The organism is Streptomyces flavalbus (assembly GCF_042674625.1).
Taxonomy (GTDB): domain Bacteria; phylum Actinomycetota; class Actinomycetes; order Streptomycetales; family Streptomycetaceae; genus Streptomyces; species Streptomyces flavalbus.
In genome coordinates this window covers 3927503-3943178 of sequence record NZ_JBHTEB010000001.1, presented here as the reverse complement: position 1 = coordinate 3943178, position 15676 = coordinate 3927503, and the positions used below count along the sequence as shown (strand labels likewise).

At 73.1% G+C, this 15676-nt stretch carries 12 protein-coding genes and 1 pseudogene; 8 read left to right on the top strand and 5 right to left on the bottom strand.

Annotated elements, in window-relative coordinates; translation table 11 throughout:
• Positions 1 to 52: 52 nt before the first annotated feature.
• Positions 53 to 1513, bottom strand: a pseudogene (locus ACFQZ6_RS17740) (MFS transporter).
• A gap of 83 nt (positions 1514 to 1596) precedes the next feature.
• On the bottom strand, positions 1597 to 2091 hold the full coding sequence (locus ACFQZ6_RS17735; RefSeq protein ID WP_381610102.1) for a MarR family winged helix-turn-helix transcriptional regulator: 495 nt from the start codon (positions 2089 to 2091) through the stop codon (positions 1597 to 1599).
• A gap of 96 nt (positions 2092 to 2187) precedes the next feature.
• On the opposite strand from ACFQZ6_RS17735, the gene ACFQZ6_RS17730 reads away from it, so the two are divergent.
• The 6 genes from ACFQZ6_RS17730 (at position 2188) to ACFQZ6_RS17705 (ending at position 9973) form a co-directional block, all read left to right on the top strand.
• Positions 2188 to 3186 (top strand): DUF2797 domain-containing protein, encoded by a 999-nt coding sequence (locus ACFQZ6_RS17730; protein WP_381618398.1) that lies wholly within the window; start codon positions 2188 to 2190, stop codon positions 3184 to 3186.
• Between the two features lie 113 nt (positions 3187 to 3299).
• Positions 3300 to 4040, top strand: coding sequence for a response regulator transcription factor (locus ACFQZ6_RS17725; protein ID WP_381610099.1), 741 nt, complete (start codon positions 3300 to 3302; stop codon positions 4038 to 4040).
• Positions 4037 to 5635 (top strand): ATP-binding protein, encoded by a 1599-nt coding sequence (locus tag ACFQZ6_RS17720; protein WP_381610096.1) that lies wholly within the window; start codon positions 4037 to 4039, stop codon positions 5633 to 5635. The genes ACFQZ6_RS17725 and ACFQZ6_RS17720 overlap by 4 nt, the downstream gene beginning before the upstream one ends.
• A gap of 14 nt (positions 5636 to 5649) precedes the next feature.
• Positions 5650 to 7047, top strand: a complete 1398-nt coding sequence (locus ACFQZ6_RS17715) for a glycosyltransferase (RefSeq protein WP_381610089.1) — start codon at positions 5650 to 5652, stop codon at positions 7045 to 7047.
• Positions 7044 to 9122 carry an ArnT family glycosyltransferase gene (locus tag ACFQZ6_RS17710; RefSeq protein ID WP_381610086.1) on the top strand — a complete coding sequence of 693 codons (2079 nt, stop codon included), beginning with the start codon at positions 7044 to 7046 and terminating at the stop codon, positions 9120 to 9122. Before ACFQZ6_RS17715 ends, ACFQZ6_RS17710 begins: the two co-directional genes overlap by 4 nt.
• 77 nt (positions 9123 to 9199) lie before the next feature.
• Positions 9200 to 9973, top strand: coding sequence for a TetR/AcrR family transcriptional regulator (locus ACFQZ6_RS17705; protein ID WP_381610083.1), 774 nt, complete (start codon positions 9200 to 9202; stop codon positions 9971 to 9973).
• Positions 9974 to 9988: 15 nt separating this feature from the next.
• Here ACFQZ6_RS17705 and ACFQZ6_RS17700 read toward each other — a convergent pair whose 3' ends face one another.
• Positions 9989 to 10459 (bottom strand): PPOX class F420-dependent oxidoreductase, encoded by a 471-nt coding sequence (locus ACFQZ6_RS17700; protein WP_381610080.1) that lies wholly within the window; start codon positions 10457 to 10459, stop codon positions 9989 to 9991.
• A gap of 298 nt (positions 10460 to 10757) precedes the next feature.
• On the opposite strand from ACFQZ6_RS17700, the gene ACFQZ6_RS17695 reads away from it, so the two are divergent.
• A complete protein-coding gene (locus ACFQZ6_RS17695) occupies positions 10758 to 11432 on the top strand; it encodes an ANTAR domain-containing protein (protein ID WP_381618395.1) in 675 nt (224 codons plus the stop codon).
• A gap of 50 nt (positions 11433 to 11482) precedes the next feature.
• On the top strand, positions 11483 to 12271 hold the full coding sequence (locus ACFQZ6_RS17690; RefSeq protein WP_381610078.1) for a GAF and ANTAR domain-containing protein: 789 nt from the start codon (positions 11483 to 11485) through the stop codon (positions 12269 to 12271).
• On the opposite strand, the gene ACFQZ6_RS17685 is transcribed toward ACFQZ6_RS17690, so the two are convergent.
• Entirely contained in the window at positions 12254 to 13078 is an 825-nt protein-coding gene (locus tag ACFQZ6_RS17685) for a YceI family protein (RefSeq protein ID WP_381610075.1), read from the bottom strand. The genes ACFQZ6_RS17690 and ACFQZ6_RS17685 overlap by 18 nt on opposite strands.
• 107 nt (positions 13079 to 13185) lie before the next feature.
• Entirely contained in the window at positions 13186 to 15669 is a 2484-nt protein-coding gene (locus ACFQZ6_RS17680) for an MFS transporter (RefSeq protein WP_381610073.1), read from the bottom strand.
• Between the last annotated feature and the right edge of the window lie 7 nt (positions 15670 to 15676).

Sequence of the window (15676 nt, the reverse complement as noted above, 5' to 3'; positions counted from 1 at the left end):
GGTTGGGGTGCTGGTTTTGGGTGAGCTGGGGCTTCTGCTTGGTCGATCGGGGTCAGGGGCGGGGCGTGCGCAGCGTCGCCCAGGCCGTGGCCATCGCCGTGAGGACGAGGGCCGTACCGACCGCGAAGGCCAGGTGGTAGCCGGAGGTCAGGGCCTCGGGGCGGGGCGTGCCGTCGGCGGTGAGGGACTCCGTGCGGGCGGCGGCCAGGGTGGAGAGGACGGCCACGCCGAGGGCCCCGCCGATCTGCTGGGTGGTGTTGAAGAGGCCGGAGGCGAGTCCGGCGTCGTCCTAGCCCGCGCCCGACATGCCGAGCGAGGTCAGCGCGGGGAGGGCGAGGCCGAAGCCGGAGGCCAGGAGCATCAGCGGGAAGACGTCCGTGAGGTAGTCGGCGTCGGCCGGGAGGCGGGTCAGCAGGGCCAGGAGCGCGGCCAGCAGGGTCAGGCCCGCCAGCAGGACCCGGCGTTCGCCGAAGCGGGCGTTCAGGCGGGCCGAGACCCCGAGGGAGATCACGCCGATGACCACCGCCGCCGGGAGCATCGCGAGGCCGGTCTCCAGGGCGCCGTAGCCCAGGACCTGCTGGAGGTGCAGGGCGACCAGGATCTGGAAGGAGTACAGGGCCGCCACCATCAGGATCTGGACCAGGTTCGCGCCCACCACCTTGCGGGCGCGCAGTACGCGCGGCGGCATCAGCGGCGTCGCCGCCTTCGACTGGCGGACGGCGAAGGTCGCGAGGAGCAGGACGGATACGGCGCCCATGGTCAGGGTGGGGGTGGCCGTCCAGCCCGTCTTCTCGACCTGGACCACCGCGTAGATGCCCAGCATCAGGCCCGCGGTGATCAGCAGCGCCCCCAGCGCGTCGGCGCCCGCCCGCAGGCCCAGGCCCCGGTCGGCGGGGAGGGCGTACGCGCCCAGGGCGAGGGCGGCCAGGCCGATCGGCAGGTTGATGTAGAAGATCCAGTGCCAGTTCAGGGCGTCCGTGAGGACCCCGCCGAGCACCTGGCCGATGGACGCCCCCGCGGCGCCGGTGAAGCTGAACACCGCTATCGCGCGGGCCCGTTCGGCGGGGCGCGGGAAGAGCGTGACCAGGATGCCCAGGCCCACCGCCGAGGCCATCGCGCTGCCGATGCCCTGGAGGAAGCGGGCGGCGATGAGGACGGCGGGGGTCGTCGCCGCGCCCGCCAGGAGGGAGGCGGCGGTGAAGACGGCCGTACCGGTCAGGAACATGCGCTTGCGGCCGATGAGGTCGCCCACCCGGCCCGCCAGGAGCAGCAGGCTGCCGAAGGCGATCAGGTAGGCGTTCACCACCCAGCTCAGGCCCGCCGGGGTGAAGCCGAGGTCCCGCTGGATGGCGGGCATCGCCACCGTCACGATGCTGCCGTCCAGGATGACCATGAGCGTGCCGGTGGCGATCACGGCCAGGGCCAGGTGGCGGCGGGGCTCCGGGGTGGGCGGGTCGTCGTGGGTGGTGGCGTCCTTGCGGTCCCCGTGGTGTGCGGTGCGTGGTGCGGGCATGGTCTCCCCCTGTTCGTCCTGCGTGGCATGGCGACAGTAGGGACCGTAGCAGATAGTTTGGTTGCAGACTATTTGTTTCGGGCCTATCCCTTCTGACGTGCCCTGCGCGCTCCCTGCGGGCTCTCCGCCGGGGTGCCGAGCGTGCCCGTGGCCAGGCGGTTCAGCAGGCGTACGAACACCTCGCGGTCGGCGCGGGTCAGGTCGCCCAGGGCGTCCCGGTGGACCCCGTCGACGATCTCCTGGCTGCGGCGTGCCACCCGCGCGCCCTCGTCCGTCACCGCGATGATCCGGGCCCGGCGGTCCCTGCTGGACGGGCGGCGTTCGGCCAGGCCCGCCTTCTCCAGGGCGTCCACCGTCGAGACCATCGTCGTCTTGTCCATGTCGCCGATCTCGGCCAACTGGATCTGCGTGCGCTCCTCTTCCAGGGCGTGCACCAGGACGCAGTGCATACGGGGGGTGAGGTCGATCTCCGCCAGCGCCGCCGCCATACGGGTGCGCAGGACGTGACTGGTGTGGTCGAGGAGGTAGGAGAGGTCGGGTTCGGTGCGCGTCGGGGTCGCGGGGGCCATCGCAGTCATATCGCCAGGATAGGGGTTTTGGTTGGTTGCGGATTATCCGGAAAGCGACGTTGTCAGTGGGGGCCTCTAGGCTTTTCCGTGATGGCACAGACAGGGATGGCTCAGGCGTGGAAGTGCTCGGGGCTGCGGTGGGTGTCGGGGCGTCCCGTGCTGGTGTGGGAGGGGGAGCGGAGGAGTGGGCTGGTGCGGGGGAAGCGGGTCGCCTTCCGGGTGGTCGAAGGGGGTGTGCGGGGCTGTGTGGGGGCGCGGGGGAACCCCTGTCCGGTGCGGGCCGTGGTGGCGGGGCGGAGCACCGGCGGGCGGTGCGAGGAGTGCGGGCGCCTCGACCGGGCGCACTCCGTCGCGGCGGATACCGTCGCCGACGACCCCCGGCCGTACCACGTGTACCTGGCCTGGTTCGGGCCCGGCATGGTCAAGGTCGGGATCACCGCCGTCGAGCGGGGGTCGGCGCGGCTGCTGGAGCAGGGGGCGGTCTGCTTCAGCTGGCTCGGCGCCGGGCCGTTGATGGCGGCACGGCGGGCCGAGGAGCTGCTGCGGGCGGCGCTGGGGGTGCCGGACCGGATTCCGTACGGCGCCAAGCGGGCGGTACGGGCCGCGCTGCCGGAGACGGAGGGGGAACGGGCGGCGGAGGTGAGGGGGTTGCACGCGCGGGCCGTCGGACTCGCCGGGTGGCCGGAGTCGTTGGTGCGGGAGCCGTGCCAGGTCGTCGACCACGTGCGGGCGTTCGGGCTGGACGGGGCGGTGCCGAGGGCCGTGGGGGAGGTGACGGAGCTGGTCGCCGGTGGGGTGGTGAGCGGGGAGCTGGTGGCCGCCGCCGGGCCGGATCTGCACCTCGCGGTCACGGGGTCGGGATCGGGGTCGCGGTCGGTGGTGGGGTCGCGGTCGGGGTCGGGGTCGGAACGAGGGTCGCAGGCGGTCGCGGGGGCGGTCGCGGGGGCGGTATCGAAGCCGGGGGCGCGGTCGGTCGTCGTGCTCGACACCCGGCTGATGACGGGGTGGGAGCTGGTCGCCGTAGGAGGGGAGAAGGGCAGTCTCACGGTTCCCGTGCGGGCGTTCAGGGATTCGCCAGGCCCACTTCAGGACGGGCTGTTCTGACGGGCCGGACGGCTCTCACCCCCGCCCTCACCTGAGAGTCACCTGTGCGTTTCTCAGACAAATCACAGGTTCCCGAAAGCGTGTTCTCAGAGCCGGTGGACATCGTGGGCGCCATGACCACGACCTCGCCCCAGGGGCGCACCGAACTGCTGAGGCCGGACGGGAGCCCCGTCCGGGTGCTCGTCGTGGACGACGAGCTGTCGATCACGGAGCTGCTCTCGATGGCCCTGCGCTACGAGGGCTGGCAGATCCGCACGGCGGGGGACGGGCACGGCGCCGTCCAGTCCGCGCGGGAGTTCCGGCCGGACGCCGTCGTCCTGGACATGATGCTGCCCGACATGGACGGGCTGGCCGTCCTCGGCCGGTTGCGGCGCGAGCTGCCGGACGTGCCGGTGCTGTTCCTCACCGCCAAGGACGCGGTGGAGGACCGGATCGCCGGGCTCACCGCGGGCGGCGACGACTACGTCACCAAACCGTTCTCGCTCGAAGAGGTCGTCGCCCGGCTGCGTGGGCTGATCCGCAGGTCGGGGGCGGCGGACCGGCGCTCGGAGTCGATGCTCGTCGTCGGTGACCTCACCCTCGACGAGGACAGCCACGAGGTCACCCGCGCCGGGGACTCCATCCACCTGACCGCCACCGAGTTCGAGCTGCTGCGCTTCCTGATGCGCAACCCGCGGCGCGTGCTGAGCAAGGCGCAGATCCTGGACCGGGTCTGGTCGTACGACTTCGGCGGCCAGGCCAACGTCGTCGAGCTGTACATCTCCTACCTGCGGCGGAAGATCGACGCCGGTCGGGAGCCGATGATCCACACCAGGCGCGGCGCCGGTTACCTGATCAAGCCCGCGGCGTCGTGACGGGCCGCGGACGCCGAAGGCCGCGTGCCCGGCGGGGGCCGGGACGCCAGCCGCGCACGCTGCGGACGCGGCTCGTCGTCGCGTCCGTCGTGCTGATCGCCGTCGTCTGCGCGGTGATCGGCTCCGTCACCACGCTCGCGCTGCGCTCCCACCTCTACGAGCAGCTCGACGGGCAACTGCACGAGGTCGCGATGGGCGTCAGCGGGAAGCTCGGCCCGCCCGGTGACGTCCAGGACGGCGACCGCGCCAACCCGGCACGGAGCACCGTCGACCTCGACGACTTCGTCACCCACGGTCCGCAGCCCAAGGGCACCATCGCCGCCGTCGTCGAGAACGGCACCGTCACCGAGGCCCGCGTCGGCGAGGACTCCGCCGACGACTACGGCATGACGCCCGAGCCGCTCACCACGGCGCAGACGGCCGCCCTCACCACCGTCCCGCAACAGGCGGGCGAGGTGCGCACCGTGGACGTACCCGGCCTCGGCGAGTACCGCGTCGAGTACACCAGCGGCCCCAACGGCAGCTACTACGTGGCCGTCCCCACGGCCGAGGTCACCGGCACCGTCAACACCCTGATCCTCGTCGAGGTCAGCGTCACCGCCGCCGGTCTCGCCGCCGCCTGTCTCGCCGGGGCCGCCATCGTCGGCGTCGCCCTGCGCCCGCTGCGCCGCGTCGCCGCCACCGCCACCCGGGTCTCCGAACTCCCCCTGCACAGCGGCGAGGTCAACCTCGACGAACGCGTCCCGGAGTCCGAGTGCGACCCGCACACCGAGGTCGGCCAGGTCGGCGCCGCCCTCAACCGGATGCTCGACCACGTGCACGGCGCCCTGCACGCCCGCCAGCGCAGCGAGACCCGGGTACGCCAGTTCGTCGCCGACGCCAGCCACGAACTGCGCACCCCGCTCGCCTCCATCCGCGGGTACGCCGAACTGACCCGGCGCGGCCGGGAGCAGGTCGGGCCCGACACCCGGCACGCGCTGGGCCGCATCGAGTCCGAGGCGGGCCGGATGACCCTGCTCGTCGAGGACCTGCTGCTGCTCGCCCGCCTCGACGCGGGCCGCCCGCTCCAGTTCGAGCGGACCGACCTCGTCCCCCTCGTCATCGACAGCGTCAGCGACGCGCGCGCCGCGGGCCGGGACCACGTCTGGCGGCTCGACCTCCCCGACGAACCCGCCCTCGTCACCGCGGACGCCGCCCGCCTGCAACAGGTGCTGGTCAACCTGCTGGCCAACGCCCGCACCCACACCCCACCCGGCACGACCGTCACCGCGCGGGTGCGGCGCGGCGGGCCGTGGCTGTGCGTGGACGTCGAGGACGACGGGCCGGGCATCCCGCCCGCACTGCTCCCCCACGTCTTCGAACGGTTCGCCCGCGGCGACTCCGCCCGCTCCCGCGCCACCGGCTCGACCGGGCTCGGCCTCGCCATCGTGCGGGCCGTGGCCGCGGCGCACGGCGGCGCCGTGACCGTCGACAGCGTGCCCGGCCGTACGGTCTTCACGGTGCACCTGCCCGCGCTCCCGCGGACGTGCGCCCATGAGACGTCGTACTCACAGGCACACCACAGCCTCACCACACGGGTGCGACAGGGCACTTGAGAACAGTCGGTGCCATGCGAACCGACTCTTCTCCCGGCACCCTCCCGGCACGGGAGCACCTCCCGGCCGGGGACGCCGGTACGCCTGTCCTGGACGTAGTGATCCCCGTCTACAACGAGGAGAAGGACCTCCAGCCGTGCGTACGGCGGCTGCACGACCACCTCACCCGGACCTTCCCGTACGCCTTCCGCATCACCATCGCCGACAACGCCTCCACCGACACCACCCCGCAGGTCTCCCGGCACCTGGCCGAGCGGATACCGCAGGTGCGGGCCGTGCGGCTGGAGCAGAAGGGGCGCGGGCGCGCGCTGCGGGCGGTGTGGTCCGCGTCCGACGCGCCCGTCCTCGCCTACATGGACGTCGACCTGTCCACCGACCTCAACGCGCTGCTCCCGCTGGTCGCCCCGCTGATCTCCGGCCACTCGGACCTGGCGATCGGCTCCCGGCTCGCGCGCTCCTCGCGGGTCGTGCGCGGCGCGAAGCGGGAGTTCATCAGCCGCTCGTACAACCTCATCCTGCGCGGCTCCCTCCAGGCCCGGTTCTCCGACGCCCAGTGCGGGTTCAAGGCGATCCGGCGGGACGTGGCGCGGGCGCTGCTGCCGCTGGTGGAGGACACCGGCTGGTTCTTCGACACCGAGCTGCTGGTGCTCGCCGAACGCGCCGGGCTGCGCATCCACGAGGTGCCGGTCGACTGGGTCGACGACCCCGACTCCACCGTCCACATCGTCAGGACGGCGACCGACGACCTCAAGGGCGTCTGGCGGGTGGGCAGGGCCCTGGCCACCGGTTCGCTGCCGCTCGACCGGCTCGCGCGGCCCTTCGGGGACGACCCCCGCGACCGCGAGATCAAGGACGTACCCGGCGGACTCGCCCGCCAACTCGTCGGCTTCTGCGTCGTCGGCGGCCTCTCCACCCTCTTCTACCTGCTGCTCTACACCGGCTTCCGGTCCTTCACCGGCTCCCAGGTCGCCAACGCGCTCGCGCTGCTCGTCTCCGCGGTCGCCAACACCGCCGCCAACCGCCGCCTCACCTTCGGCGTGCGGGGGCGCGGCGGCGCGGTACGGCACCAGGCGCAGGGCCTCGTCGTCTTCGGCATCGGCCTCGCCCTGACCAGCGGCTCCCTGGCCGCCCTGAACGCCGCTAGCTCCGACCCCGCCCACTCCACCGAGCTGGCGGTGCTGATCGCCGCCAACCTCGCGGCGACGGTACTGCGGTTCCTGCTCTTCCGGGCGTGGGTGTTCCCGGAGGAGCGCGACGCCCACCCGGTCCGCCCGGTCCCGGAGGAGCGCGACGCCCACCCGGCTCGCCCGGTCACGGAACCGCGCCCCACACCCCGTGCCGCCTGGGAGGACGCGACGACGCGGCTCCAGCCGGTACGCCCGTACGACACCGATCCGAGGGACCCGCGATGACCAGCACCACGACCACCACCACGGCCCTGCCCGGCCCACCCGCCGCCACCCCCGCGGCGCACGCCGCGCCCGGCACGTCCCTCCCGCGGCGGCTGTGGCGCGGACGCCCCGAGGACCCGCGCTGGGTGCGCCCCGCGTTCCTCGGCGCGCTGCTGCTGATCGGCGCGCTCTACACCTACGACCTCACCGCCTCCGGCTACGCCAACTCCTTCTACTCCGCCGCCGTCCAGGCGGGCAGCCAGTCGTGGAAGGCGATGTTCTTCGGCTCGCTGGACGCCGCCAACGCCATCACCGTCGACAAGCCCCCGGCGTCCCTGTGGCCGATGGCGCTGTCCGTCCGGCTGCTCGGCCTCAGCTCCTTCGCGATCCTCTTCCCCCAGGTGCTGATGGCGGTGGCGACGGCCGGGGTGCTGTACGCCTCCGTGCGCCGCCGGTTCGGCGCGGGCGCCGGGTTCCTCACCCTCGCGGCTTTCGCGCTGACGCCGGTCGCCGCGCTGATGTTCCGCTTCAACAACCCGGACGCCGCCCTCGCCCTGCTGATGGCCGTCGCCGTGTACGCCACCCAGCGCGCCCTGGAGGAGGCGCGGACCAGGTGGCTGGTGTGGGCCGGGGTGGCGATCGGGCTGGCGTTCCTCGTCAAGACGCTCCAGGCGTTCCTGATCCTGCCGGTGCTGGCGCTCGTCTACGTCGTCTGCGCGCCGACCGGGCTGCGGCGGCGCGTCGGCCAGGTGCTGCTCGCCGGGCTCGCCATGGTCGTCGCGGGCGGCTGGTGGGTGGCGGTCGTCGAACTGTGGCCCGCGTCCGCACGCCCGTACATCGGCGGCTCGCAGAACAACTCCTTCCTGGAGCTGACCTTCGGCTACAACGGCCTCGGCCGCATCAACGGCGAGGAGACCGGCAGCGTCGGCGGCGGTGGCGGCGGTCAGGGCGGCGGCAACTGGGGGGAGACCGGCTGGGACCGGATGTTCGGCTCCAGCATCGGCGGACAGATCTCCTGGCTGATCCCGGCCGCGCTGATCCTGCTGGTGGCGGCGCTCGTCGTGACCCGCAGGGCGGGGCGCACGGACGCGACCCGCGCGCTCTTCCTGCTCTGGGGCGGCTCCCTGCTGATCACCATGGTGGTGTTCAGCTATATGCAGGGCATCTTCCACGAGTACTACACCGTCGCCCTCGCCCCCTACATCGCCCCGTTGGTCGGCACCGGCGCGGCCCTGCTGTGGCGCGAGCGCGGACGGCTGGCCTGGGCCCCGCTGGTCGCCGCCGCGGCGATGACGGCGACGGCGGCGTGGGGATACGTGCTGCTCAACCGCTCCTCCGACGCCTACCCGGGGCTGAAGTGGCTGGTGCTCGTGGGCGGTCTGCTGGCCGCGCTGGGACTGGCGTTCGCGGGTCGGCTCGGACGTCGACCGGCCCTGGCGGTGGCGGGACTCGGTGTCGTCGCCGCGCTGGCCGGGCCCACGGCGTACACGCTGACGACGTTGAACGAGGGTCACACCGGGTCGATCGTCACGGCCGGTCCGGCGGTCGCGGGCGGCATGGGGGGCGGCCCTGGCGGGGGCCGCGGCGGCGCCGGGTTCCCTGGCCAGCAGGGCCAGCAGGGCCAGCAGAACGGCCAGCAGTTCCCGCAGCCCCCGACCGGCGGCTTCCCCAACCAGGGCCAGGAGGGTCAGCAGGGCCAGCCCACCGCCCCCGACGGTGCCATGGGCGGCCTCCTCAACGGCGCCACCGTCAGCGACGAGGCCAAGGAACTCCTAAAGACGGACGCGGCGGACTACACCTGGGCCGCCGCAGCCATCGGCTCCCAGAACGCCGCCAGTTACCAGCTCTCCACCGGCGAACCCGTGATGGCCATCGGCGGCTTCAACGGCACGGACCCGTCGCCGACGCTGGCCCAGTTCAAGGAGTACGTGGCCGAAGGGAAGATCCACTACTTCATCGCGGGCGGCGGCATGGGCGGTGGCATGGGCGGCGCCAGCGACGGCACGTCCTCGCAGATCACCTCCTGGGTCGAGGAGAACTTCAAGGAGGTGACGGCCGGTTCGGCCACCTTCTACGACCTGACGCAGGAAAGCTGACCCAGGTATTGCCGACGGCGGCGTTGCGGTGCCGGGCCGAGCGGGAAGATGCCAGGGAGTAGCGAGGAAGGTGCCCCATGGCGAGAGACGGCGCGGCCAGACGACCGGCGCGGACCAGCGTCTGGCTGGCGGACAGGGCGCGCCGCGGCGGCCGGGGCGGCGGGCAGCCGTCGGGGCTCGACCGGGAGCGGATCACCGAGGTGACCGTGCGGCTGCTGGACGCCGAGGGGCTGGCCGGGTTCTCCATGCGGCGGCTGGCGGCGGAGCTGAACGTGACCGCGATGTCCGTCTACTGGTACGTCGACACCAAGGACGACCTGCTCGAACTCGCCCTGGACGCCGTCCACGGCCAGCTCCGGCTGCCCGACCCGGAGGCCGACGAGGACTGGCGCGACCAGTTGCGCACGCTCGCCCGCGAGTACCGGGCGCTGCTGGTCCGCCACCCCTGGCTGTCGCCGCTGGCCGGGACGTACCTCAACATCGGCCCCCACGCGCGGGCGTTCTCCCGCGCCGTACAGCGGGTGATCCGCGGGACCGGGCTGCCCGCGCACGGCATGACGGGGGCGATCTCGGCGGTGTTCCAGTTCGTGTACGGGTACGGCACCGTCGAGAGCCACTTCATCGCGCGCAGCGCCGACTTCGGCATGACGCCGGACGACTACTTCCGGCACTCCCTGCGCACGGTGACGGAGTCGCCGACGACCGCCGGCGTCATCGAGGAGTCGAAGGACATCATGGCGGCGCGGGGCGGCGACACCGTCGAGGAGATGATGGAGCGGGACTTCGCCTTCGCCCTCGACCTGCTGGTGGCGGGCATCGAGGCGATGGTGGCGCGCGGCTCGGCGCCGTAGCGAGTCCTCGATCCCCTACTCCCCCTCCACCAGCCGCGCCGGGAACCCGCCGGTCGCCACCGGCCCCCACCGCTCCGGCGTGATCCGGATGATCGACTTGCCCTGCTTGACCATGGCGGCCCGGTACTCGTCCCAGTCCGGGTGCTCACCGGCGATGTTGCGGTAGTACTCCACGAGCGGTTCCACGGAGTCGGGCGTGTCGATGACCTCGGCGGTGCCGTCGATCTGCACCCAGGGCCCGTTGAAGTCGTCGCTCAGCACGACGAGGCTGACACGGGCGTCCCGCTTGGCGTTACGGGTCTTCGCCCGCTCGGGGTACGTGGAGACGACGATCCGCCCGGAGTCGTCGACCCCGCAGGTCAACGGCGACGCCTGCGGCCCACCATCACCCCGCCGGGTGATCAGCAGGGCCCGGTGCCGGGGCCGTACGAAGTCAAGCAACTCGGACAGGGATACGCGCGTGTTGGTCGCGATGTTCGGGGCCATGTCGGCAGCGTAGACACTTCGCGGCTAGAGTTCTGCACGTCGTGTGCTCGCAGTCGGGAATGTGCTGCGGAGCTTTTCTGCGCATGGCCTTTTGGGGCCGTGCACGCCGAAGAGGTTCGTGGTGACTGCGTCTGAGTTCTCTGGTGTGTCCGACTTCCCGGCCGAGGGTGCCGAGCCCCGTGTCCCGGGCCAACCGGGTGTCCCGGGTGCCGAGCCCCGTGTCCCGGGGCAACCCGGTGATCCGGAGGCCGAGCCCCGTGACCCGGGGGCGGGGCCGCGGGCCCCGAGTGGGTTCGAGCTGGCCGAGGCGCTGGCGCTGGCCGCGCGGCAACTGCACGACGCCAGCACCTCGCAGGGCACCCTGCGCACCGCCGTCCGGCTCGCCGTACGCCTGCTGCCCGGCGCCGAACACGCCGCCGTCACGGTGGTCGACCGGGGCGACGGCCACCGTACGGTCGCCTGGTCCGACGACCTGGTGCGCACGGCGCAGGGCACCTCACCCCCGTACTGGACCGCTCTCTGGCACACCCCCGTGGTCCGCCTCCCGGACGACGGGACCGGCGCGAGCGCCCCGGCCACCGGGGCCGACGAGCCGGACCCCGGCGCGCTGCTGCCCGGACCGGGGCTCGCCTCCGCGCTGGCGCTGCGGCTGCGGGCGGACCGGCGCCGCCTCACCGTGCTCACCGCGTACGCCCGGCTGCCGCGCGCCTTCGACGACACCGCCGCCCGCGTCGGACGGCTGTTCACCGCGCACGTCAGCCTGGCCCTGGAGTCGGCGACGGAACGCGAGCAGCTCACCGAGGCGATGCGCACCCGCGACCTGATCGGACAGGCCACCGGCATCCTCATGGAGCGCCTGGACATCGACGCGGCGGAAGCCTTCGGCAGCCTGGTGCGGGCCTCCCAGCGGGAGAACGTCAAACTCCGTGACCTGGCCCGCCGCCTGGTGGAAGACGCCCGGCGCACCGCGTGACGCCACCGGTCGTGGGCCTCAACTCGCCCATTCGGGATACCCGTACGGTCATGAGCCCCGACACCCACGACACACTGGAAATGGCGATGGTGCGCAGCAGCGGTCTCGACACCCTGCTGCACGACCTGACCGACCGTGCGGTCCAGGAGGTGCCCGGCGCCGCCGCGTGCAGCATCACCGTACGCCGCTCCGGACGGCTGCTCACCCTCGCGGGCAGCGGCGGTATGCCCGGCGGACTCGACCAGCGGCAGTACGAGAACGGCGAGGGACCCTGCGTGGAGGCGGCCCGCACCCACGCCGAGCAGTACGCGGCCGACCTGACGGCGGAGGAGCGCTGGCCCGGCTACCGGGCGTACGCGCTGTCGGTGGGCGTGCGCTGTGTGCTGGCGCTGCCGCTCACCGTGGAGCCGCAGACGGGCGCCGCGATCAACCTGTACGGCACCGAGCCCGGCTCGCTGGGCGGGAGCAGGGGCGCGGCCCGGGCGTTCGCGGCCCGCGCCGCCGACACCATCGGGGTCGCGCTGCGCATCGAGCGGGAGCGGACCTCGGTGGCCGACGTCCGCACCGCGCTGCTCTCCCGCAGCGTCATCGACCAGGCCATCGGCATCCTGATGGCCCAGGAACGGGTCAGCGCCCAGCACGCCCTGGCCCGGCTGCGCCGCCTGTCACAGGACCGGAACGTCAAACTCCGCGACCTGTGCGGCGCGTTGGTGGCGAGAGTCGGCGGCACGGACGGCACGTCCACGCCGACACCCCGTACGACCACCTCACCGCGCACGCCCCCGACACCCCCTACGCCCCCTACGCCCCGTACGCCCCCGTCACCCCGTGGGCAGTGACGCGCCCCGCACCGCCTGCACGTCCAGCTCCACCCTGAGCGTCGTACCGATCGCGGCGATGCCCGCCTGCACGACCTGGTTGTAGTTCATGGCGAAGTCCTCACGGCGCAGTTCGGCCGTCGCCCGGAACGCCGCGCGGGTGCCGCCCCAGGGGTCGGCGCCGGTGCCGAGGTAGGCGAGGGCCAGGTCGACGGGGCGTACGACGCCGCGCAGGCCCAGCTCACCGTGGACGGTCCAGCGGTCGGGACCGTCCGCGGTGAGCCCGGTGGAGCGGTAGGTGATCTCGGGGTGGCGCTCCGCGTCCAGGAAGTCCGCGGAGCGCAGGTGCGTGTCGCGGGTGGCGTTGCCGGTGTCGATGGAGTCGGCGCGGATGACGGCCTCCACCCGGGACTTCGTGACGTCGTCCGGCGCGATCTCGACCGCCGCCGCGAAGTCCGTGAACCGGCCCCGCACGCTGGAGATGCCCAGGTGCTGGGCGACGGCGGCGACGCTGGAGTGCGCCGGGTCGACGGTCCACGGCCCCGGCGGCGGCAGCTCGGCCCCGCCCTGCCGGGCCAGCGTGACCGTCCCCACCTCGGCCCGCCCGCTCGCGGTGACCAGCGCGCCGACGGCCGCGGGCGCGTACCCGACGGCGGTGACGATCACCGTGTAGGCCCCCGGCGCCAGCGCCGTCGCGTCCCGTACGGCACCCTCGGCGTCCGCCTCCGCGCGCAGCACCTGCGCCCCGCGCATGTCGGTCACGGTGACGACCGCGTGCGACACGGCCCACCCGTCCCTGGTACGGATCCTGGCGGTCAGTCCGCCCATCTCAACCCAACTCCTGCCTACGTACTGGAACCGGCCCGGGAAGCACGCCACCGCTACAGAGCGCGCTCCCCGGGCCGGGGTTCTGTGCTGGTCCGGCCGTTACCCGGTCACTCGGACGGGTGGGCCAGCTCGATGTCATGGCCGTCGGCGCCCGCGCCACTGAGGTTCAGCGAGGTCGCCACCGGCGGGTAACCGGTCGCGATGACCGTGTACTCGCCGCCGTCCAGGTCGGTGAAGGCGTACGCCCCGTCCGCCCCGGTGGTGGCCGAGCCGACCACGTTGCCCGCCGCGTCGACGAGCGTCACGCGGGCGTCGGCCAGCGGACCGTGCGGCGCCCGGACGACGCCCCGCACCCGGGCCCCGGCGTCCAGTTCGACCTCGACGCGGGTGACACCGGTGGAGCCCACCTCGACGGGCAGCGCGCTCGGCCGGAACCCGGCGGCGTTCACCGCGACGGTCACGGCCCCCGGCACCAGCTCCGCGAAGGAGAACTCGCCCTGCGCGCCGGTGGTCCCCCCGGCCAGCAGGTCCCCGCGCACATCGGTCACGACGACCATCGCGTCCGGCACGGGCTCCCCGCCGTCCGCCGCCCGCACCAGCCCGCTCAGCCCACTGGTGCCGCTGAGCAGCACGTCGTACGAGAGCGGCTCGCCGTTCACCACGATGGTGGACGCCTGCGGCTGGAACCCGTCGGCGGAGGCGATCAGGACGTACGAGCCCTCGCCCGGCGCGTCCACCGCGTACGAGCCGTCGGCCTGCGCGACCGACCGGCCCAACTGGCGCCCGGAGAGCGAGATGAGCGTGACGGCGGCCTGCGGCACGGGCGCGTCCTCGGCCCCGCGGATCCGCCCGCGGACGGGGATGCCGGTGGGGGCGCCGGTGACGGGGGCCTCCTGCTCGACGGCGGGTGCGGACACCTCCGGGGCGGCCTCGGCCACGGCGACAGCGGCCGGGGCCGGAGCGACCGCCTCCGCCTCCGTCTCCGTCTCCGCGGTCTTCGCCTGCGCCATCGCGGACGTGGTCCGCAACGGCACCTCCTTGATGAACACGGAGAACACCAGCGCGAGCAGCGCGACGGGCGACGCGTACAGGAACACGTCCGCGATGCCGTGGCCGTACGCGCCCTCGACCACGGCCCGCAGCGGGCCGGGCAGCGCGTCCATGTCGGGGATGCTGCCGCTGCCCGAGCCGGACTCGGCGAGCGCGGCGGCGTACTTCGGGTCGAGGGTGGCGAGCCCGTCCCTCAGGTGGTCGGTGATGCGGTGGCTGAGCACCGCGCCCAGCGCGGAGACGCCCACCGCGCCGCCCAGGGAGCGGAAGAAGTTGACGACGGAGCTGGCGGCGCCGAGGTCGCTCGGGGCGACCTGGTTCTGCGTGCACAGCACCAGGTTCTGCATCATCATGCCGACGCCGAGGCCCAGCAGCGCCATGTAGACGCCGACGTGCCAGTACGCGGTGTCGTACCGGATGGTGCCGAGCAGGCCGAGCCCGCCGGTCACCAGCGCACCACCGGCGAGCAGCCACGCCTTCCAGCGCCCGGTGCGGGTGATGACCTGCCCGGAGACGGTGGAGGAGACGAACAGACCGGCGATCATCGGGATCGTCAGGACGCCGGACATGGTCGGCGACTCGTTGCGGGCGAGCTGGAAGTACTGGCTGAAGAAGATGGTGCCCGCGAACATCGCGATGCCGACGAACAGCGAGGCCAGCGAGGCCAGCGTGATGGTGCGGTTGCGGAACAGCCGCAGCGGGATGATCGGCTCGGACGCCTTGGTCTCGACGAGCAGGAAGAGCGCGAGCAGCGCCAGCGTGCCGCCGACCATGGCGTACGTCTGCGTGGACGCCCAGTCGTACTTGTCACCGGCGAACGTCACCCAGATAAGCAGCAGGCAGACCGCGGCGGTGATGAAGAAGGCGCCCGCCCAGTCGACCTTGACCTGGCGCTTGACGACCGGGAGGTGCAGGGTGCGCTGGAGCACGACCAGGGCTATCACGGCGATCGGCACGGCGACGTAGAAGCACCAGCGCCAGCCGAGCCAGTCGGTGTCGGTGATCACACCGCCGATCAGCGGGCCGCCGACCATCGCGGTCGCAAAGGTCGCGCCGAGGTAGCCGTTGTACCGGCCGCGCTCCCGCGGGGAGATCATCGCCGCGAGGATGATCTGCGCGAGCGAGGACAGACCGCCCATGCCGATGCCCTGCACCGCGCGGAAGGTGATCAGCATGGCCGGGTTCTGCGACAACCCGGCCGCGGCCGAGCCCAGCACGAAGATGACGAGCGCGAGCTGCACCAGCAGCTTCTTGGAGATCAGGTCCGCGAGCTTGCCCCACAGCGGGGTGGACGCGGTCATCGTCAGCAGCGACGCGGTCACGACCCAGGTGTAGGCGCTCTGGCCGCCGCCGAGGTCCTTGATGATCTGGGGCAGGGCGTTGGAGACGATCGTCGACGACAGGATCGCGACGAACATGCCGAGCAGCAGACCGGTGAGCGCCTCCATGATCTGCCGGTGCGTCATGGGGGCGTCGCCGGTGTGGTGGCCCCCTGAGTGCTTGGCGTGGGCCCGCACACCGGATGGTGTGGTCGTTGCCATGGGCTTC

What these genes read in the sequence shown, in the direction of transcription:
- ACFQZ6_RS17735 (WP_381610102.1), bottom strand. Translation starts at nt 2,091, where the DNA reads ATGACTGCGATGGCCCCCGCGACCCCGACGCGCACCGAACCCGACCTC.
- ACFQZ6_RS17705 (WP_381610083.1), top strand. Translation starts at nt 9,200, where the DNA reads ATGGCGAGAGACGGCGCGGCCAGACGACCGGCGCGGACCAGCGTCTGG.
- ACFQZ6_RS17715 (WP_381610089.1), top strand. Translation starts at nt 5,650, where the DNA reads ATGCGAACCGACTCTTCTCCCGGCACCCTCCCGGCACGGGAGCACCTC.
- ACFQZ6_RS17725 (WP_381610099.1), top strand. Translation starts at nt 3,300, where the DNA reads ATGACCACGACCTCGCCCCAGGGGCGCACCGAACTGCTGAGGCCGGAC.
- ACFQZ6_RS17680 (WP_381610073.1), bottom strand. Translation starts at nt 15,669, where the DNA reads ATGGCAACGACCACACCATCCGGTGTGCGGGCCCACGCCAAGCACTCA.
- ACFQZ6_RS17700 (WP_381610080.1), bottom strand. Translation starts at nt 10,459, where the DNA reads ATGGCCCCGAACATCGCGACCAACACGCGCGTATCCCTGTCCGAGTTG.
- ACFQZ6_RS17730 (WP_381618398.1), top strand. Translation starts at nt 2,188, where the DNA reads ATGGCTCAGGCGTGGAAGTGCTCGGGGCTGCGGTGGGTGTCGGGGCGT.
- ACFQZ6_RS17690 (WP_381610078.1), top strand. Translation starts at nt 11,483, where the DNA reads ATGAGCCCCGACACCCACGACACACTGGAAATGGCGATGGTGCGCAGC.
- ACFQZ6_RS17710 (WP_381610086.1), top strand. Translation starts at nt 7,044, where the DNA reads ATGACCAGCACCACGACCACCACCACGGCCCTGCCCGGCCCACCCGCC.
- ACFQZ6_RS17685 (WP_381610075.1), bottom strand. Translation starts at nt 13,078, where the DNA reads ATGGGCGGACTGACCGCCAGGATCCGTACCAGGGACGGGTGGGCCGTG.